The sequence below is a fragment of the Nonomuraea sp. NPDC049158 genome (genome assembly GCF_040648335.1).
Classification (GTDB): domain Bacteria; phylum Actinomycetota; class Actinomycetes; order Streptosporangiales; family Streptosporangiaceae; genus Nonomuraea.
In genome coordinates this window covers 136509-155698 of the sequence record NZ_JBEZDM010000026.1, presented here as the reverse complement: position 1 = coordinate 155698, position 19190 = coordinate 136509, and the positions used below count along the sequence as shown (strand labels likewise).

At 62.8% G+C, this 19190-nt stretch carries 22 protein-coding genes and 1 tRNA gene; 15 read left to right on the top strand and 8 right to left on the bottom strand.

Annotated features, from left to right (window positions below; translation table 11 throughout):
• The first annotated feature begins 252 nt into the window (after nt 1-252).
• From soxR to AB0B61_RS40430, 6 genes are all read left to right on the top strand, one after another.
• Nucleotides 253-741 (top strand): redox-sensitive transcriptional activator SoxR, encoded by a 489-nt coding sequence (gene soxR, locus AB0B61_RS40455; RefSeq protein ID WP_358443914.1) that lies wholly within the window; start codon nt 253-255, stop codon nt 739-741.
• 782 nt (nt 742-1523) lie between these two features.
• Complete coding sequence (locus AB0B61_RS40450; RefSeq protein ID WP_358443911.1) at nt 1524-1679, top strand: hypothetical protein; 156 nt, start codon at nt 1524-1526, stop codon at nt 1677-1679.
• Between the two features lie 560 nt (nt 1680-2239).
• Entirely contained in the window at nt 2240-3175 is a 936-nt protein-coding gene (locus tag AB0B61_RS40445) for a pentapeptide repeat-containing protein (protein WP_358443909.1), read from the top strand.
• A gap of 479 nt (nt 3176-3654) precedes the next feature.
• Nucleotides 3655-4773, top strand: a complete 1119-nt coding sequence (locus tag AB0B61_RS40440; protein ID WP_358443906.1) for an ATP-binding protein — start codon at nt 3655-3657, stop codon at nt 4771-4773.
• A gap of 169 nt (nt 4774-4942) precedes the next feature.
• Nucleotides 4943-5275, top strand: coding sequence for a divalent-cation tolerance protein CutA (gene cutA, locus AB0B61_RS40435; protein ID WP_358443903.1), 333 nt, complete (start codon nt 4943-4945; stop codon nt 5273-5275).
• Between the two features lie 372 nt (nt 5276-5647).
• On the top strand, nt 5648-6517 hold the full coding sequence (locus AB0B61_RS40430; RefSeq protein WP_358443900.1) for a hypothetical protein: 870 nt from the start codon (nt 5648-5650) through the stop codon (nt 6515-6517).
• Nucleotides 6518-6594: 77 nt separating this feature from the next.
• Here AB0B61_RS40430 and AB0B61_RS40425 read toward each other — a convergent pair whose 3' ends face one another.
• Nucleotides 6595-8022, bottom strand: a complete 1428-nt coding sequence (locus AB0B61_RS40425) for a helix-turn-helix transcriptional regulator (protein WP_358443897.1) — start codon at nt 8020-8022, stop codon at nt 6595-6597.
• A gap of 597 nt (nt 8023-8619) precedes the next feature.
• On the opposite strand from AB0B61_RS40425, the gene AB0B61_RS40420 reads away from it, so the two are divergent.
• The 9 genes from AB0B61_RS40420 to AB0B61_RS40380 all read left to right on the top strand — a co-directional run bounded on the left by AB0B61_RS40420 (nt 8620) and on the right by AB0B61_RS40380 (nt 14510).
• Nucleotides 8620-9264 (top strand): hypothetical protein, encoded by a 645-nt coding sequence (locus AB0B61_RS40420; protein ID WP_358443894.1) that lies wholly within the window; start codon nt 8620-8622, stop codon nt 9262-9264.
• 298 nt (nt 9265-9562) lie between these two features.
• The gene (locus AB0B61_RS40415) at nt 9563-9922 is read left to right on the top strand and encodes a hypothetical protein (protein ID WP_358443891.1); all 360 of its coding nucleotides are present in this window, start codon (nt 9563-9565) and stop codon (nt 9920-9922) included.
• Between the two features lie 3 nt (nt 9923-9925).
• Nucleotides 9926-10132 (top strand): hypothetical protein, encoded by a 207-nt coding sequence (locus tag AB0B61_RS40410; protein WP_358443889.1) that lies wholly within the window; start codon nt 9926-9928, stop codon nt 10130-10132.
• Nucleotides 10133-10354: 222 nt separating this feature from the next.
• Complete coding sequence (locus AB0B61_RS40405; protein ID WP_358443886.1) at nt 10355-10543, top strand: hypothetical protein; 189 nt, start codon at nt 10355-10357, stop codon at nt 10541-10543.
• Between the two features lie 25 nt (nt 10544-10568).
• Entirely contained in the window at nt 10569-10913 is a 345-nt protein-coding gene (locus tag AB0B61_RS40400) for a hypothetical protein (protein WP_358443883.1), read from the top strand.
• Between the two features lie 26 nt (nt 10914-10939).
• Nucleotides 10940-12736, top strand: a complete 1797-nt coding sequence (locus tag AB0B61_RS40395) for a cell division protein FtsK (protein WP_358443880.1) — start codon at nt 10940-10942, stop codon at nt 12734-12736.
• Between the two features lie 153 nt (nt 12737-12889).
• On the top strand, nt 12890-13072 hold the full coding sequence (locus tag AB0B61_RS40390; protein WP_358443877.1) for a helix-turn-helix domain-containing protein: 183 nt from the start codon (nt 12890-12892) through the stop codon (nt 13070-13072).
• A 99-nt stretch (nt 13073-13171) separates the two neighbouring features.
• The gene (locus AB0B61_RS40385; protein ID WP_355436076.1) at nt 13172-13324 is read left to right on the top strand and encodes a ribbon-helix-helix domain-containing protein; all 153 of its coding nucleotides are present in this window, start codon (nt 13172-13174) and stop codon (nt 13322-13324) included.
• A 4-nt stretch (nt 13325-13328) separates the two neighbouring features.
• A complete protein-coding gene (locus tag AB0B61_RS40380; RefSeq protein WP_358443874.1) occupies nt 13329-14510 on the top strand; it encodes a tyrosine-type recombinase/integrase in 1182 nt (393 codons plus the stop codon).
• Between the two features lie 102 nt (nt 14511-14612).
• On the opposite strand, the gene AB0B61_RS40375 is transcribed toward AB0B61_RS40380, so the two are convergent.
• The 7 genes from AB0B61_RS40375 to galU all read right to left on the bottom strand — a co-directional run bounded on the left by AB0B61_RS40375 (nt 14613) and on the right by galU (nt 19180).
• Nucleotides 14613-14689 (bottom strand) — tRNA-Ala (locus AB0B61_RS40375).
• 49 nt (nt 14690-14738) lie between these two features.
• A complete protein-coding gene (locus AB0B61_RS40370; protein ID WP_358443871.1) occupies nt 14739-15311 on the bottom strand; it encodes a hypothetical protein in 573 nt (190 codons plus the stop codon).
• Nucleotides 15312-15453: 142 nt separating this feature from the next.
• Complete coding sequence (locus AB0B61_RS40365; RefSeq protein ID WP_357944580.1) at nt 15454-16107, bottom strand: GNAT family protein; 654 nt, start codon at nt 16105-16107, stop codon at nt 15454-15456.
• 56 nt (nt 16108-16163) lie between these two features.
• Complete coding sequence (locus tag AB0B61_RS40360) at nt 16164-16643, bottom strand: MogA/MoaB family molybdenum cofactor biosynthesis protein (protein ID WP_358443922.1); 480 nt, start codon at nt 16641-16643, stop codon at nt 16164-16166.
• Nucleotides 16640-17107, bottom strand: a complete 468-nt coding sequence (gene moaC / locus AB0B61_RS40355; RefSeq protein WP_225296114.1) for a cyclic pyranopterin monophosphate synthase MoaC — start codon at nt 17105-17107, stop codon at nt 16640-16642. Before moaC ends, AB0B61_RS40360 begins: the two co-directional genes overlap by 4 nt.
• Nucleotides 17104-18291, bottom strand: a complete 1188-nt coding sequence (gene glp / locus AB0B61_RS40350) for a gephyrin-like molybdotransferase Glp (protein WP_358443868.1) — start codon at nt 18289-18291, stop codon at nt 17104-17106. The genes moaC and glp overlap by 4 nt, the downstream gene beginning before the upstream one ends.
• A complete protein-coding gene (galU, locus tag AB0B61_RS40345; protein WP_358443865.1) occupies nt 18278-19180 on the bottom strand; it encodes a UTP--glucose-1-phosphate uridylyltransferase GalU in 903 nt (300 codons plus the stop codon). The genes glp and galU overlap by 14 nt, the downstream gene beginning before the upstream one ends.
• Nucleotides 19181-19190 lie beyond the last annotated feature (10 nt).

The following is a 19190-nucleotide window of genomic DNA, read 5'->3' as shown; positions in this document are numbered from 1 at the left end:
CTCCTCGCCGAACTTCGACGGTCGTGCCACCCGAAGGCTCCCCTCTATGGACAAGATCCATTGTCAGGGGTGTCTACGCCGCAGGGGGAACCTCAAGGCGAGGAGAGCGGGGATGGACAGAACGGCAAGCCCGATCCATTCCCGTCGCCCAGCGCGGCCGGTGGGGGGCGGGGCGGTGTCCGCAGGAAATCTTGTCACGCGTCAAGGATGAAACCTCGACTATAGCCGAGGTCAAGCTCTAGCCTCAGAGGCGTGACGAAACCCCCTTTTGACGCCAAGGAGCTCACTGTCGGGCAGCTCGCTGCCCGTGCCGGTGTCGCGGTGACCGCCTTGCACTTTTACGAAGAGAAGGGCCTGATCCGCAGTCGCAGGACTGCGGGAAACCAACGACGCTACTCCCGCGACACCCTGCGCAGGGTGGCCTTCATCCGGGTGGCGCAGCGAGTCGGCATTCCGCTGCGCATGGTAGGCGAGGCGCTGGCAGGCCTTCCGGAGGAGCGCACACCGAACAGGGAAGACTGGACCCGCCTATCCGCCTCATGGCGAGCCGAACTCGACACCCGCATCGAGCAGCTCACCCGCCTGCGCGACAAGCTGTCCGACTGCGTCGGCTGCGGATGCCTTTCCATCGATCGATGCGTCCTGCGCAACCCCGACGATCGTCTCGGAGACGAGGGCACCGGCCCGCGTCGCCTCTTGAGCCGTCGACTGGCAGATGAAAGCCGCTTCCCGTCTCTCTGACCGCGCAGTCGTCAAATCTTCCGGGCCGAATGCAGACAGGCCGAACGAACTGCTCAGCCACCAACGCTGGAACGCCACGAGGTCCACCACGGTAGAACGCAATCCCCTGGGGTGCCCTCGGTGGCCACGTCGTACAAGGACATCGCTATCGGTCCCGCGATGGAGGAGCCAGCAATGGTGAGATCCAGCAGAATGGCATCTGACCAGATGCGACCGGCCAGCCAGGGCAGCCGGGTCAGCAGATGGAACAACAGTGCGACAAGCGCTGACAGCACCGAATGATCGGAAAGATCACGATCCGGCTCGGGGCCCAGATGGTGCCGGCGAAGTTCTCTCCGGAGCTCAGGTCGCCCACCTCGTCGCAGCACCCAGCCCGGCGTCGGCTTAGCCCTGCCCAGTGACGCCACATGGACCTCCACCAGCGGCCTGACACCACCCGGGCCTCTCCAGGCACCAGCCCCACCGGTCCCGAACCAGGACGAACCCGATTCGGTAACCCCTGAAACGGCGAGATCCCGCCTGATCACAATGATCAGGCGGGATCCCGTCAACCTCAGTCCAGCCGTCTCAAGAACGGCCCCTGGTGGAGATGAGGGGATTCGAACCCCTGACCCCTTCGATGCGAAGGAAGACAGGCAAGTCTGATCATGTCGATCTGAGTCGATCGGGTGCCTCTCACCTTACAGAACACTCCGGGGAGGACGGGGGAAGTCTGACGGAGCCGCAAGTCGGTGGCTCCCAAAATTGGCTCCCGAGACTCCGCCCCGGAGTGGGAGGGTCCCATGATCAAGTATCTCCCGAACGACAACGACGGGCGTTTCCCCGAGGAAACCCTCGTGCTCGTCAGGCATCCCCTACGCGACGACCAGAACGACGATCGCGACTCGTGGCCGTGGCTCCCGGGCACCGTCCTGGAGCAATGCGGCGCCGACGAGTAGCGGGGCGTTGTCGAGGTGCCGACACTGGCCATACCTGCCCCCTGCGTGTCGAACGGCGACGCCCCGGAGAGCCTGCTCTACCCTGCTTGCTTGCGCGACCCGACCGAGATTCGCGCTGTCAACGTACACGTGTGGCACCTCGTACGGAACGAGGTAGAGCACGGCTGACCTCATCTAACAGGCCACCGCCAGCCGTCGGCGGTCCTTCCTTTGCCTCGTTCGTACTGATGATCTGAAGTCCCGCCTACGCGGGGGGTGTTGGGAGCGGGCCAGTGAAGCACCTTGGTGGCTGGCGCAGCGTACAACCTCCCATCCACGATCATCGATTACTCTCGTAATACGAGGCCACCCGATACTGTGCTGACGTGAGCGCCTCTACTTCGCCGGAGTCGGAGAACCCATCTACTGCACCCTCCAAACCGCTACCGGCCACGCCGACCAGCACCAAGTCGGCCAATTCTCGCCGGGGCACGAGGACATTTCGCAAGCTTGAGCAGACCACGCGCACACCGAAACCCAGTTCCCAGTCTCGACGATCTCTACGCATCCGCACACCCCGCGTGACTAGCCCAACACAGGCCGAATTGGATGCATTGCCAGTTGAGAAGCGCCAGGAACTGTATGACGCGTATCGACAGCGTCCATGGCAAAATTTCACTTCGGTCGGCGTTCTCTTTGGCTTGCTATTTACGGCTGGCGGCCTCTACTACACAGCAAGAACCTGGGAAACTGGACAGGAAACGCTTAAAGCCACTCAGCAACAACAGATCACCGACCGGTACACCAAGGCAGTAGAACAGCTTGGTTCGGATAAATCGGTTGAGGTTCATATCGGTGGCATATATGCGCTTGAGCGTATCGCGGCAGACTCTTCAGCCGACGCTGAGACTATCGAAAATGTGGTAGTCGCATTTATCTTGGAACATGATGGACGTACGTCGAGCATGTCCATTTCACACAGAAGCTTACTATCGCCTGAGCGGCCAAAAAAGCGGCCGCTTTGGCGGCCTGGAGCCGACGTGCTTGCCGCACTAAGAGTACTCGGCACGATAGCGAAGTCGCGCCATTCTCAACCCGATCTGTCCAGCGCGATATTTGCATATGCAGACTGGAGCGGCGCCAATCTGACAGGGGCATACCTGTCGCACGTGGATCTCGGTGGCGCTGATCTCAATGGGGCGAAATTGGCTGGATCAAACCTATCTCACACATGGCTGGATGCCGCAAATCTAGCTTCGACCGACCTATCTAAAGCCAATTTGGCAAATGCTAGCATGGTTGAGGCGAAACTGAGTTCGGCGAACCTCCAAGACGCGAACCTATCGGAGGCCAATCTCCTGAAAGCGAACATGCTTCACGCAAACGTGATTGATACGAATATTGCGGGAGCATTCTTGCCGAACGGAGACGTATCCAAGGGCGATATCTCCGGAATATACAATGAAGTGGAGCCGACAGAGCAAGGCATGCCGCCACAGTCAGGAATCACGCACTGATGTAGGTGCAGAGCCAGAATATTCCAGGGCCGGCGTGTACCGGTCTTGCGGGTACACAGGGTGAATGCGTAGAGTCTTCGGGTCGTGACGGATAGCGCTTGGCGCGGTACGACCGTGGTATGCGATGTGGGCAGAGGGGTGGGTACACGCTCGCCGAGCAGGAACGACGCGAGCGTGTACGACTGCAGCATGTCGAACGGCGATGCCCCGGAGAACCTCCTCTATCCGGCTTGCTTTCGAGACGCGACCGAGATCCGTGCCGTGAAGATGTGCGACTGGCTACGCATACGTGACGAACTAGACCACGCCTGACCTCGCCTAACAGGCCACCGCCCTCTGGCGGTGGCCTTCGCATGTGGGCGCTGGACCATGCTGGCGCTTTGATCCGCTCTAAATGGCGGGCGCATCTGCCAAGCGAACTCCATACTGAGGCCATGGCCCAACCCAGAACCCACCGCCGTAATTGGCGGGAAGCTCAGGTGACCTTCAATGATGTCGCGATATCTCTGTGGACTGCGGATGATCGAGAGTTTGAGCTCTCTAGCAATCAAGCACCGTCAGTTCCCCTAAAGGCACTAAGAGACGGTATACATGAATACATCGTCTCACTTGCCACTCTTAACCCCACCTCTTCCCTTCAAACGAACACAAGGGATTCCTACAGTTTTACCCTATGCATCGACGACGCATCTCCCCTAGCGTGGGAGTCCACCAACCCCATGATATTTATAGATTTTTCGGCGACAGATGAGTTCCAAGCCGAATTCTCAGTTCGATCACCTAGGGAGATACCCCAAAGAGCGATGAGCAGCAGATTCGCAGCCATCCTCAACGAATATGGATGTAGCATATACGAAAAAGACAAGGCCGTCAGACTCGTTGATGTGCACAAGAGCAACGATCCAGGGCTTTATATATGGTCGGTCGAAGCCATCTTTCCATCGTCCACAACCATTACGCAAGCCTGCACCATCAGGAGAGAACTAAACTACTCATCCTTCTTCTTCAGCCATTCGCTCACCGACCCTCGCATGGTCTATGAGCTCGTGCGTGGGGGTGGCGTCGCGCGCCTTCTCGGCGTCGCCGAAAATGAGTGGCTCGAAGTCAAGTCCGCACCATACGAAATGAAGCGAGACAAGCAGTGGCAATGTGAGCTCTCTGAAGATGTAGCACGTTTTGCAAACTCAGAATACGGGGGGATCCTACTTGTTGGGATTCGCTCGGAGAAGCAGGACGGTCGCGATGTTCTTAGCAGACTCAGCCCACTCCCCATCGACGGCAAAAGAGTTGAGCGGTATCATCAGTCTATCGATTCCCATGTCCACCCACCCATAGATCGACTCAAAATAGAAAACATATCCATGGAGGGTGGCGAGATGGTATGCATTTTGATTCCACCGCAACCTGAAGAGCGCAAACCCTTTCTCGTTCAAGGCGCTTTCATAGATGGGAAGTACCAGCAAGGGACGATCTCTATCGTCCGCCGCAGAGGGGAGCACTCGATACCAGTGACGGCTAGAGAAATTCACGCAATGCTAGCCGCTGGGCGGGCACTGTTGAGGCGAGAAGCAGACTCAAGTCACGAAAGACCCAAATAATCGCACCCTTGGGAAATAGTGCGTCGCCTTTCAAGAAGGGTGCGTCATCGGTCATCATCCCATCGCATGCCCCGTCAAGTGAGCATGGCAGGTATTGTTATCGATACGCTCATGGCTCTACTGTGAGGGCTCACGCGATCATCACCTTCGGCTCAAGGGGAACTGGGTTGTGAAGGGTTACGTACAGGTCCTTACCACTGTGCCGAGCGCCGAGGAAGGTGCCGCCCTGGCACGCAGCATCACCTCAAAACGTCTAGCCGCTGGCGTACAGATCATTGGACCGATTCGGTCCCTGTACTGGTGGCGAGGTTCCTTGCGCGACGAGCAGGAATGGCAGTTGGTCATCAAGACCACAAATGCTCTATTCGCCGCACTTGAGAACCACATCAAAGCCAACCACAGCTACGAGACACCGGAAATCATCGCAGTGGAAATTGCCGCCGGGAGCGACGACTACCTAGGCTGGATTCGTGCGGAGACGCAGAGAACTGACGCTTCGTAACGGGCCAACTATTCCGGGAATCCGCGCACTGGTGGGTTGAGACTGCCCCTGGCGCCTGCGTGGGACTCTGTGAGCGCCGATGAGGGCCGGTCGGGGACTCCCTAGAAAGTTTACCGCGAAGTGTCAGCGGAGTGGCGTACGCTCTACAAGCGGGGGAATCTCGATGCGAAGTCCGTAACCGCACCAGGCTGCGAAGAGCTGCAGGATTGCGCTGGTGACGATGAGCGATAGGAGCCGGTTGTGACTGGCACAAGCCAAGAGCTCCCAAGTCGAAGACTTACGAATACCATAAAAGTCTTCGTACTTTCTCCCATTGTTCTACTCTTTGCATCGGCAATCCGCTTGCTAGTAATATCCGATTACGATTCATCCGTGGCAGGAGCGATTGCGTCTCTGGGTGGAGTTACAGGCACGTTGCTCGGTACACTGATCCCTCTTATTCCGCCCTTCTTTCCATTGCTGGTGATAGGTTTATTCCTGCTGCGCGCGTGGAAAAGCTTCCTCGTTGGATTGCTGGCGATGGCGGTCGCCGTGCCTGCTTACGCAGGGATTCCGGAATCGCTCAAAGTGGGTTGGGAGTCCGTCGCTAACCTTTGGCACGTATTGTTTACACCAAGCAAAAGGGCGTTAGTCTGGCCATCCGTATGGCCAACGCTTATCTTCGCCGGCCTCGTCGTCGCCTTCTTGGTTTTCGACCACTTCTCGGGCTGGCGTGAGCGTGTACGAGCGAGTTTTCTGTGGGTGGATCAGATCAGAGAGGAGCACCAAGTCGAAGGAAGCGATACGGAGAACGACCAGGGAAGTGCCCCTGAAGGGGAGATGGACGAATCCTTGCCCGTAAAATTCGAGGCGCTTGTTTTTCACAGCTTTGAAGCAGTTGTCAAAGGCCTGTTCGCCACAGTGTTATCGGTATTTATTTTCGGTTTGATCACTCATATATATCATGTTCCCTATGACTATTCAACCGTCAAAGAGACTGTACGCAAACCGTGGCTTCCATTAGAAGTTATCGAAACGAAGACGTTCAGGTACGTCGGGTACTCCATTGCCGTTAAGGATGGATGGCATGCCATTCTAGTTGATGGCGATCGCGCCATTCATTACGTTCAGACGGCAGACGTCACTGATCGCCAGATTTGCAAGAAAGCATCTGATCCGATAAGTCAGCCTACCCCCATTGTCGACTTTTCTGGAGACAGGACGCCTATCTGGAAAGTATGTCCAGTAACATCCGGTGGATAAGCTCGATGTATTGATGTCGCCAAGATCTCGCACTACCCAGGTCGCCAGAAAATGGCTGCTGGTGCTACCTAGCTGGATTATCGCGGAGACGCAGAGAACTGACGCTTCGTGAGGGCCAATTCTTCTAGGAATGCGCGGACTGGTGGCTGAGTCTGCCAGCGCCTGAGCGACTCCGCCAGGACGATAAATCGCGGCAGCCAGATGCCGGACTCCGTTTCACGAATGATCGCAAGACCTTCTCTGGCCGCTTTGGCAGCTTCCGCCACTGAGCCATGCACGAGATGAGCCGTGGCGATGTCGCCAAGAATGATGCCTGCGCGCTTTCGTTCTACCTCGGGAAGGCGCGCAATGACAGCACGGGCTACCCGCTCGGCTTCATCCAATCGGCCGACTTGTGCGTAGGTGGAGATCTGGAAGGAGTCGAAGCGATCCCGGTCTAGGAATCTTGTCCATACGCGATCCTCTTCGGGATCCGCGACATTAAACGCCTCGTTAGCATCAGTCCACGATCGAAGTGCTGCTTCCTTTTCACCCAGTGCGGCGCTCTCTTCCGCGTGTCTCGCGGCCAGCCACGAAGTAGTTCCGGGTGATGTCTCCCTGGGCAGATGCTCTAGCGCGGTTGCCAGAAGGGCGCGTGCCCGCCCATGGTTTCCTTTACCGCTTGGTATATAACTCCTGTATCCATATGCGCAGGCGATTATAGCGGGATCGTTAGCCTCTTTAGAGGCTTTCTCTGCAGTGTCGTAGAAGTTCCGGGCCGCAGATACGTTTCCCAGATCTGTTGCGATCCAACCGGCCAGTACGCTGCTTTCTCCCGCAACGATGATTAGGCGTTGGCGAAGCTCGTCCTTGGGATCGGTCGCTGTGCCGTTCAGGATGGTGCCGATCTCGGTGAGATGAGCTGCAAGCCCCTTGAAAATCGTATGCGCAGGCAACATTTCTTCGAGACGATGGAAGCCGGCGGACCTTGCTTCCATCTCCCGTACTACCGCTTCATCAAGTGCGCTCGGCCTGGACAGAGCGAATGCAACCTTCTCCCATGCCTCACTTTGAGCCAAAGCTGACTGGGCACCGAGTTGTGCCACCATGGCCAGCAGTTCGCGGCGCTTCAACGGCTCGCCCCTTTTCCCGATCGCTTCAGCGAAGAGCTGCAAGTCGAAAGTGTCTGTGGGGATCTGGACCCCATCACTGACGACCCGCGCACTGCTTCTGCCATCAGAGGACGCCAAGCCCATATAGCGACGCAAGTGGCCAGGCATGCCCAAACCGTCAGCGAACGACTCAAATGTATGCTTTGCGGTCGGGATGCGCTTGCCGCTCTTGTACTCGCTGACCCGTCCCTGGGGTATCCCGGTGAGGCTCGCGATCTGGCCTTGGGTGATGCCGTACTTGGTCAGGATGCGGATAACGCCGCCGAGATCACGCTGCTTGCACACGTCCTCTATGTCCTGACGTGCGAAAACAGTTCCCAGAACGTGGCGGACTCGCTCTTGATCCATCGTCATGGCGGCGTTCCGTTCCCCTGGTAGCGCGCCTTTCGAGAAAAGTAGAACTCATCCAGTCCATCACACCGTGAGATATCACGGTGAGATTCTGCGAAACCGGCTTGCTTGGAAACCTCACATCAGTTCATGGCGCAGGTCGGAACTGAGCTGAGGCGAGAATCCAAGATCATCATTTGTCCGACTTCCGCCTCGTTTCTTTCCCTCGATAAGCGGAGTTGCGGGAGGCGGATGCATGACCAGGGAGCAAGGGCCGTCTCGGCTCGCCTCCAATGCCGCCGTTGCCGTGGCTGACCAGCTTCAACGAGAGCTGGCCATGCTCGGGATCTCGACGGATGTGAACGACGGCTACGGGTTGGCCGTGGTGTCGGTTTGGCGTGGCCTGATCGTTTGGACGAACGGTGATCGCTTTTGGTGGCGTACAGGCTGGAACCGCCGACATGACCGCCCTGTCTACGCCTGGCTTCCCACGGCAGACGCGAGGCGAACTGCGCGACGTGTCGCCGCGCGGTACGAGGAGCTTTGCGGAGCCGCGCCCAAGCCGCCTCTAGCGACGCCCGGCGCGTCCGGCGAGGTGCCGTTCCGAGGAGGTGATCTTGGATGAGCGGCTACTCGACCATCCCGTACACGATCGCGTTCGCCAACGAGCTAGTAGCCGACCCGATCAGCTTCGAGCCGTACGCCGGTAGGGCGCGCTTGTCCTACTGTCCATCGCGAGCCGGCGACTGGATCAACCCGCATGCGGGCACGTTGGGCAGCGTGGGCGGCATCCTCCGCGCCCGTACGCGCGATCTACGCGACGATCCGGCAAGGCGTGGCTCAGAGCGCATGCGCAAGCTCAACACGCGCCGTCAGTGGCGATGCATGGACCGGTTGTTGTGCCAGGTGTGTGGCGATCCGGCGACCGATTCCACATCGGGGCTGATCCCATGGCCGCTTACCAAGACGGTGTTCGAGCGCACCGGCCCGGACAGAGGGCGCACCAACGCCCCACCTACGTGCTGGAACTGCATCCCCAAGGCGTTGGAGCAGTGCCCTATGCTGCACGAGGACTTCACCCTCTACACGGCGACCCACGCTCGGAGCGTCGGTGTGTTGGCCGACCTCTACCGGCCCGGCGTGCTCAGTGCCGTCGTCCTGGCAGCGCACAACGTGTTCGTCGCCTGGGACGATTTTCACCTCCACCCTCGCGCACTGGCCGTCGCCCAAGTCGTCGAGCTGCACGGGATGAAGACAGTGCCGTAGACGCGCGACGGTGCGGCGACTGGCTCATACCTTTCCCACTGGTCGCGCACCGTCGTGTGAACGCCCCCGGCAGGGCCCTTCTGCGCTCGTGAGAGTGCCAGTTCCCAAAGGGCCCTGTCGGGGGTCTCATTTGCGCATGTGCCGTGAGCTGGGGCTTATCTCACCGCAGGATCTAGGCCATCTCATCGCACGATGTTTTTGATCTCACTGCAAGATCACATCGCGTGATGGGTTCACCCCTTCTCTGAAACCTACTTTCTCCTCGTAGGTCACCGGAATCGGAAGGGATGTGATCTAGATGAGCCCAGCTCAGCGTTACCACCGCCGCGAACTGATCGCCGGATTGCGCACCCTGGCCACCTTCCTGGACGGCCACCCCCAGGTGCCTGTTCCCAGGTACGGAACCGTTCGGGTGTCGGTCCACACCAACTACGAAACCGACGCCAGTAGCGAAGTTGAGGCGATCGCCGAAGTCGAGCGGATCGCCGCCCTGTTGGGCACCACACCCACGGTCGAGAACGGACACCACGTTGCCGGCGTGGACTTCGGCAGCGTGCGTTACGAAGCCGTCCTGATCACGCAGGCGGCGATGGATCGCCGTGCGGCCCTGGACTCCTACCGCGACGCGATCGCCCTCGACGAGATCGAGGGGGCGTGAGCGGTGGACATCGGACTGTTCGTCGTGTTCCTGGCCCTAGCCCTGTCGGCCGCCATGCTCGTGTTGTTCGTGGTGCTGGTCATCTCGATCAAGCGTGAGGACAAGCGCCACTTGCCCAACACGGCTGCCTCCCCCATGGGGGCGATGAGCCGCCGCGTCCTGGGCACCTACGCACACCACCACGTGACCAGGGCGGGGGTGAATGTCTGATGCGAACCCTGCCGATCACGCTTCCGCTGGCGAGGGGCTGCGCCTGTGGCGCTGCCGTACAGCGTGGCCAGAGGCGGTGCTCCAAGTGCCGCGCACGTGCCCGTTGGCACCGCCGCAAGGCGCACCAGGACGGCATCTGACCTTCCCCGTCTCTGCGTTCCAGGGCGACCACGCCGCCCTCGGGTACACGCTGTTCCGCCCGTCGAGAGGAGGTGAGTCCCTGTGGAAGTCACCGTTCCACTGGTCGTGATCGTGGGCGTGATCGTGTTCGTCGCCTGGCGCTACCTCGGGTTGCGCCTGTGGCAAGCGATCCTCGCCCTCGTGTTCGGCTTCCTGCTGGCCGCGACCACGTTCGCGCCCGGCATCAGCACCGTGATCAACGGCATCGCGAAGTGGATCACCAACCAATGACCCCCGACCGAAGGAGGGATGCCTAGTGCCAAACCGTCACCCCTACCCACATACCGATCTTCAGGAGGTTGCCACCCGCAACAACACCGCCGCTCAACTCCTGGCGGCACTCACCCGAGACCCCCTGCCCCTGCTCCCCATCTGGGCGTACGTGATCAGCGCCCTCGACGACATCGAAGCCCTGATCGACGAGATCACCGGCCTACGTGCCGAACTGGCCAGCATCCGCCACCAGCGCGCCAACCTGCTGGCCGCCATCCGCGCCACGCTGGCCGCCGAACGCGACGGCGACGACGACCCCCTGTACTACGTGCGTGACGAACTACACGCCCAGACCCACCCCGACCAGACGGCCGGTGAGGGCCGTTGAGCAGGCACCGGGCATCGCGCTACGAGATGCGCCGCAACGCACGCCGGATGCGCCGCTACGGCGTCCAACCCGTCGCCATGATCGACGACCTGGAGTTCGCGCCCCTGGTCATCGCCGGTATCGCCCGCCTGGTCTGGCGGTATCGGTCCGAACTCGCCCCGCTCATCGTCGCCGCATCAGTCCTGCTGAATGGCGTGATCCTGCGTCGGTGGTTTCCCGAATGGTGGTCTACCGTCCTGATCAGCGCGATCGGGATGGCCGCCGCACTGGTCGTATGGGGTCGATGGGCCAACCTCCCCCGCCCGATCGAACGCGGTTATGCCGCCTTCACCACGGCGTTCGTCGGAACGTGGCTCACCCTGGCCACCTACATAGGGCCGTTCACACCACCCCTACCCGCCGTGCTTGGCATCACCTCGCTCGTGCTCGCCGTGCCCTGGTGGGCGCACCGCCGGCGGCGTGCCCGCGTGCGGGTCGAGCGCACGCTTGCCGCCTGGCCGGACATCGCCCAAGCCGTCGGTCTGGCCGGATCCCGCATCCAATCGGCCATGGTCGATCTATGGGGCTATCGCTTCCGCCTCGGGCTGGGCGTCGGCCAGACCGTCGAAGACGCGGTCAACGCCGTCCCTCGCCTGGAATCGGCGCTCGGCACCACACGCGGCGGGGTACGCGTCCTGCCGGTGGCCAGCAAGAAGGCCAACCGCGCCGATGTGCGGGTGATCGAAACCGACCCGCACGCCGACGCCATCGTCTGGCCTGGCCCGTCCATCACGTCGATCACGCAACCGGCGAAACTCGGGCTGTTCGAGGACGGTGCGCCCGTACGGGTTCCGCTGCTCAGGCGGCACGGGCTGTTCGCGGGCATGTCCGGGGCAGGGAAGTCCGGAGGCGTGAACGTCCTGCTCGGGGACCTGACCGCCTGCCAGGACGTGATCCTGTGGGCGGTCGACCTCAAGCGCGGCATGGAGTTGTTGCCGTGGATGTCGTGCATCGATCGCCTGGCCACCACCCCGCAGGAGGCGGAAGCTCTGCTGGCCGATGCGGTGGTCATCCTCGACGGACGGGCGGATGACCTCACCCGACGCGGCGAACGGGTATGGGAGCCATCGCCGGACCGGCCCGCGCTGATCATCGTCATCGATGAGTACGCCGAGCTGGCCAGCGAGGCACCCCGCGCGATCACGTACGCCGACTCGATCGCCCGACGTGGTCGCGCCCCAGCCGTCAACCTGATCGCCGCCACTCAACGCCCGTCGAAAGACGCGATGGGCAAGAGCGCGGTTCGCTCCCAGATGGACGTCCGGCTGTGCTTCCGCGTCCGGGAACCCCGCGACGGGGACCTCGTCCTGGGACAGGGCATGGTCAAGGCCGGATGGCACCCGCACAAGCTGGACGCCCCCGGCAAGTTCCTGATCAGCTCCCCCGAACACGACATCCCCCGCCGCGCCCGGACCTACCTCCTCGACGACGAGGGCGTACGGGCCACCGCCGAACGGCACGCCGAACACCGCCCGCCACTCGACGAGGTATCAGCCCAAGCCCTGCTACGCGCGGCTGAAATGCCCGTCATGCCGCCACAGCCCACCGTTCAACCATCGCCCCGGCATGCGCGTGACAGCGCTGCGCGGGAAGCCGAGGAGACCCTGACAGCCACGCTGAGGCAGGCCCCCAGCGATGGGGTGAGCATTGGCGATCTCATACGCGCAACCGGCATGCGCCGCACCTGGGTCTACCAACGCCTCCAGGAGTTGGGCCGCGTACGCCAGGTCGAACAGGTCGCGCGAGGACGCTGGCGCGCTCTCCCAGAGGTACACGATCTGTAATCGTCCGCGTCCCTCGTCCACGTCCGTCCGCGCGTCTGCGCGTGTATAGGGCACGACAGACGCGGACGGACGAACGGACGGACAATCACAGTCTGTAGCCAGCGGCAACCCCGCAAAGGAAGGAGCCGCCCAACCCGACGAACGAGAGGGGGGATGCGCATGCAGGCATACACCGTCGAGCAAGTCGCCGAGATGCTGAGCATCGGACGCGACAAGGTCTACTTCCTTCTCCGTACCAACCAGCTCAAGAGCATCAAGATCGGCAAACTCCGCCGAATCACCGACCGGCACCTTGCCGACTTCATTTCCTCACTGGAGGCGATAGACGAGGCGTAGAACGGCGTGCTACAACGTTCTACAGACGGGTTGTGCGGCACCGCCGCACAACCCGGCAAGCGCCTCTTGATAACTGCATGACACGAAAGGAAGCCGTCAATGACGAGCGACCGAACGACCCTGCCTCCCGTACGGGTGGACACGGAACTGAAAGACCGTCTCCGCACGTACGCCGAGTCGCAGGAACGAGATGTGTCGTGGGTGATCAGGAAGGCGATCGAGGAGTACCTCAACCGTCACGAGAAGGGTTGATCCCTTGGCCAAGATCCTGATTGGCAAGTACGAAGCGACCATCTATCCCGAGGGAGGCGGCTACACCGGAGCCATCTCCCTCGGGTTCCACCCCGACGGCAAACGCAATCGCCCCAAGCGCAAGGGCAAGACCAAGGCCATCGTCAAAGACAAGCTCAAGAAGCTCGCCGACGAACTTGAGGCAGGCATCACGGCATCGGAGAACTACACCGTGGAGCAGGCGGTCAACGACTGGTTCGCGAAGGGCCTCAAGGGGCGATCGGAAGGAACGGTCACCAAGCTGCGCATCCTCGCCGACAAGCACGTCATACCGGCACTCGGCAAGATCAAGCTCAAGCTCTTGAGCGCCGATCACGTCGATGAGTGGCTTGACAACCTCGCCGCCGACCGAGCGACGAGCACACTCAGAGAGATCCACAGCATCCTCAGGCGAGCCATTCGGCAGGCCCAGGCGCGCGACAAGATTCTCAGAAACGTCGCCGAGCTGGTCACCACGCCGACAGGCACGGATGGGCGGCCCAGCAAGGCGCTCAACCGGGAGCAGGCAAAAGCGGTGCTCAAGGCCGCAGAGTCGTCCGAACTCCACGCCTACGTGGTAATCAGCCTCACCACGGGCATCCGCACCGAGGAAGCCCGCGTGCTCCGCTGGGATCACGTCGTGGCCTGGATTCCGCAGCTCAAGTCCTGGCGACCGGTGACCGAAGTCGGGTTCAAGCACAAGCGGTTCGCCATCTACGTGTGGCGGGCGGACCGAGTAGGAGGTGACACCAAGACCCCCAAGTCCAGGCGCACGCTAGAGCTTCCAAAACTGGCCGCCGAAGCCCTCCAGCGGCAGCACGTACGGCAAGCGGCTCAGAAGCTCAAGGCAGGCACGGCATGGCAGGACCTCGACCTGGTGTTCTGCACCAGCGCCGGGACCCAACTCGACGCCGCGAACGTGCGGCGATCATTCCGGAGAATCACCAAGAGGGCGAACATCGGAACCGACTGGAACCCTCGTGAGCTGCGTCACTCGTTCGTCTCGATCATGAGTGACCAGGGCGTACCCATCGAGACCATCGCCGATCTCGTCGGGCACGCGGGCACCAGCGTTACCGAAGCTGTGTACCGGCAGCAGCTAAGGCCAGTGATCACCAAAGGCGCTCGCACGATGAACGCCGTCTTCGGCGACAGCCGACACGGGTAGAGAATCCGAGTGAGATGGCTCCCCGATTGGCTCCCATCGACTTCCAGACATGAGAAAAGGGCCCCCGGATTACTCCGAAGACCCTTCTCACCTGCAACTTCCTGGTGGAGATGAGGGGATTCGAACCCCTGACCCCTTCGATGCGAACGAAGTGCGCTACCGGACTGCGCTACATCCCCATGGACTTGACCAGATTAGCAAACTCCCAGCACTCCTCGCGCCACACATTCAGTCCCCCACCGCCCGCCGAGGCGGCTCCGCGTACTGATCGAACAGTACGTCCCCCTGCCGAGCCGCCAAGTCGATGATCTCGGCCTGTGCCTGTTCGGCCGCCAGCTCCGCCGCTCGCTGCTGCTCGCGCAGCCGCCGGGCGCGGGCCGTACGGGCCTGGACCACGCGATCGCGCCGTTCGCGGTCCACCTGAACCGCGATCCGGAGGAAGGTCATGTACGCCAGCATGATGACCCCGGCGGGCGCGACGCTCCACCAGGGGATCACCTTCACCGCGGCGGTGACGACGGAGGCGATCACGAGCAGGGCGGTGAAGAAGAGCAGTCGCCGGCGCCGGGCCACGATGATCGCGCGGCGCCTGGCCCGGAACTGCCGTGGGTCGACGCGTTCGAACTCGCCCGTGTAGTCCTCGGGCTGCTCCACCAGGTCGTCGGGCTGCTGGGACAGGTCCGGTAGCTGGTGTTCGCCGGTGTAGTACTCCTCGAGTTCCACCAGCTCGGCGAGGTTGGTCTTGTCCCTGCGCAACCACATCGGAACCAGGACACACAGCCACATAACGACGATGGCCAAGTAGAGGAGGATGCTCACAGCCACCTCCGGGCACCACAAAAACGCCTAGGTGCTGGCGGCGTCTTCGATGTGCTCACGTCACGCACCGTAAGACCGCGTGTCACTAATTGACGAGCATTCGGTGCGGTGTGTCGCGAGATCGTCAAACCTCTTCTACTGGAGACCCACCGTGAGCGGCTGACTCACGCGCGCGACGCCACTGTACGAGCAAGCCCCCGGGAACGTCCTCGACGGTCAACGCGTAACAAATGTGGTCGCGCCAGGCTCCATCGATGTGAAGTTGGCGACGCCGTATGCCTTCTTCCCTGAATCCGAGCTTCTCAACCACCCTGCGGCTGGCTTGATTCTCGGGGCGGATGTTCGCCTCCAGCCGGTGCAGGCCGGTGGTGAAGAAGCAGTGGTCCACGGCCATCGCCAGCGCGGTCGGGGTGATGCCCTGACCGGCCAGCGCGCCGTCGATCCAGTAGCCCACCTGGGCCGAGCGGGCCGAGCCCCAGACGATGGCGCCGATGGTCAGCTGTCCCGCGAACCGGCCACCGTGCGTGACGACCCACGGCAGCGCGAGGCCCTGCCTGGCCTCGCGGCGCAGGGTGCCGACCATGGAGATGTACGGGCCGAGACCCGTTCGGAACAGCGGGGTCTCCGGATTGCTGGGCTCCCAGGGACGCAGCCACTCGGCGTTGCGCAGCCGCGTCTCTCGCCACACACGTACGTCGGCCAGCCGCAGCGGTCGCAGGCCCACCGGGCCTTCGTTGAGAACCGCCGGCCAGCCACGAAGTCGATCCACATCTCTCATCATCCCCCTATCGGGCACGATGTCGCCACGGATCAGCAGCGGTGACTCTCCGCACACTAAGGGCGGGGGTGGTCGCCGCCCCGAATCTGATCGACCGCATGCTGAAGGACGGGAGCGAGTACGGCCACACCATCCCGTACGCCTCCGGAGGATCCGGGCAGATTGACGATCAACGTGTCACCCGCCTGGCCCGCCAGACCACGGGAAAGGATCGAGGTCGGCACTTTGTCGCGGTTCGCCTGCCGGATGGCCTCCGCTATCCCGGGAATCTCGCGGGTGATCACCCGGGCGGTCATCTCCGGCGTCAGATCGGTCGGTGTCAGCCCGGTCCCACCGGTCGTCACAATCACCGCGTACCCCGCCGAAACGCCGTCGCGGAGTGCGGCCTCGACCGGCTCCCCATCGGGCACCACGACGGGCCCCTCCACGGTGCACCCGGCCGCCGAAAGCAACGAAACCAGGAGCGGTCCTGATTTATCGGCGTAAATCCCGGCTGATGCGCGATTCGACACGGTCACCACCAACGCCCGGATCACCGCGTCCACAGCCCGGTCTTGCCGCCCACCTTCTCCTCCACCCGTACGTCGGTGATCACCGCGGCCGGATCGACCGCCTTGACCATGTCGATCAACGCGAGCGCCGCCACGGACACCGCCGTCAGCGCCTCCATCTCGACCCCGGTACGGTCGGCCGTCTTCACCCGGCAGGTGATGGCGACCCCCCAATCCTCGACGTCGAGCGACACCTTGACGCCGTGCAACGCGATCGGATGACAAAGCGGGATCAGGTCGGGCGTCCGCTTGGCACCCATGATTCCGGCGATCCTCGCCACACCGAGCGCGTCGCCCTTGGGCACCTCACCGGATCGCAGCAGCTCCACCACCGCGGCGGACAACAGCACCCGCCCGGTGGCCGTGGCCGACCGCGCCCCGACCTCCTTGCCGGACACGTCGACCATGCGCGCGGCGCCCGTCTCATCGAGATGGGTGAACTCCGTCAAAACCGGGTCACCTCCACCACAGCCCCGGCGGGCACCTCGGTCACGTCCTCGGGTACGACGATCAGCGCGTTGGCCGAGGCCAGCGCGGCCAGCTGGTGCGAGCCCTGCCCACGTACAGGCGAGACGGTGCCGTCGGACGACAGCACACCGCGCAGATACGACCGCCGCCCCGACGGTGACCGCAACGGCCCGGTGACCCGGGCGGAGACCGTCTCCGGTGGAACAACGGGCAGACCGCGCATCTTCAGCAGGGCCGGCCGGACGAAGAGCAGGAAAGAGACGAACGACGAGACCGGATTGCCGGGCAGCGCGAAGATCGGCACCTGGTCGTCGCCCACGACGCCGAAGCCCTGCGGCATGCCGGGCTGCATCGCGACCTTCTCGAAGTTGACCGTGCCGAGCGGGGTGAGCGCCTCTTTGACCGGTTCGTACGCGCCCATCGAGACGCCGCCGCTGGTGACGATCGCGTCGGCGCGGATGAGCTGCGCGTCGAGCTGGTCGAGGAAGGCGGCGGGGTCGTCGCCGACGGTGGTCGCGCGGAAGCCCTCGGCGCCGGACTCGCGTACGGCGGCGGTCAGGGTCACGCTGTTGGAGTCCCAGATCTGGCCTGGCCCGAGGGGCATGCCGGGTTCGACCAGTTCGGCACCGGTCGACAGGACCACGACGCGAGGGCGCGGCCGTACCATGACGCGGCGGCGGCCCACCCCGGCGATGATGCCGAGCTGCGCGGGCCCGATCACCGTGCCCGGTTTGAGGACCACTTCACCGGCTTGTACGTCCTCACCCGCCCGGCGGATGGCGTTGCCGACCGTGGGGGCGCGGTCGATCGTGACGGAGACCGTCCCGCCGTCCGTCCATTCCACCGGCACGACGGCGTCGGCGCCGGCGGGCACGGGCGCCCCCGTCATGATGCGGACGGCATGCCCGGGACCGACCGCCCTCAGCTCGCTCGACCCGGCGGCCACGTCGTCGATCACCGGGAGGGTGACCGGGACATCCGCGACATCCTGGGCACGTACCGCGTAGCCATCCATGGCCGAGTTGTCGAACGGCGGCAGCGGCACCGGCGAGGCGACCTCCTCGGCCAGGGTCGCGCCGAGGGCCTGCTCCAGGTCGAGTTCGAGTGGGGCCAGTGGACGCACCGTGGCCAGGATCTCGGCCAGGTGGGCGTCAACTGATTTCATCGAGGAACTCCCGCAACCACGGCACGAACTCGGGCGCCAGGTCGGGCCGGTCGGCCGCGAACTTCACGACCGTGCGGAGATATTCGAGTTTGTCGCCGGTGTCGTAGCGGCGGCCGCGGAACAGCACGCCGTGGACCGGCCCGCCCTCCTCGGAACCGCGCGCGGCCAGCGTGCGGAGCGCGTCGGTGAGCTGGATCTCGTTGCCGCGGCCCGGCGGGGTGTTCTCGAGCACCTCGAAGACCGCCGGGTCGATCACGTAACGCCCGATGATCGCCCAGTTGGAAGGCGCCTCGTCCACCGCCGGCTTCTCGACGAGGTCGGTCACCCGTACGACATCGGACTCGGAGGTGGCCTCGATGGTGGCCACGCCGTACAGCGAGACCTGCTCCTTGGGCACCTCCATCAGCGCGATCACGCTGCCGCCATAGGTGCCCCGCACCTGGATCATGCGTTCGAGCAGCTTGTCGCGGTGGTCGATGAGGTCGTCACCGAGCAGGCAGGCGAACGGGTTGTCGCCGACGTGCTGCTTGGCGCAGAGGACCGCGTGCCCGAGCCCCTTCGGCTCGCCCTGCCGTACGTAGTGCAGGGTCGCCAGGGAGGCCGGCTCGCGGACCTGGGACAACCGATGCTCGTCGCCCTTTGCCTCCAGCACCTCCTCCAGCTCGAACGCCCGGTCGAAGTGGTCCTCGATCGACCGCTTGTTCTTGCCGGTGACCATGAGGAGATCGAGGAGCCCGGCGGAGGCCGCCTCCTCGACGACATACTGGATCGCGGGCTTGTCGACGATGGGCAACATCTCCTTGGGTGTCGCCTTCGTCGCTGGTAGGAATCGGGTGCCCAGACCTGCGGCGGGCACGACGGCTTTCGTCACAGGGTCGAAGTCAGCCATGAGTAGACCC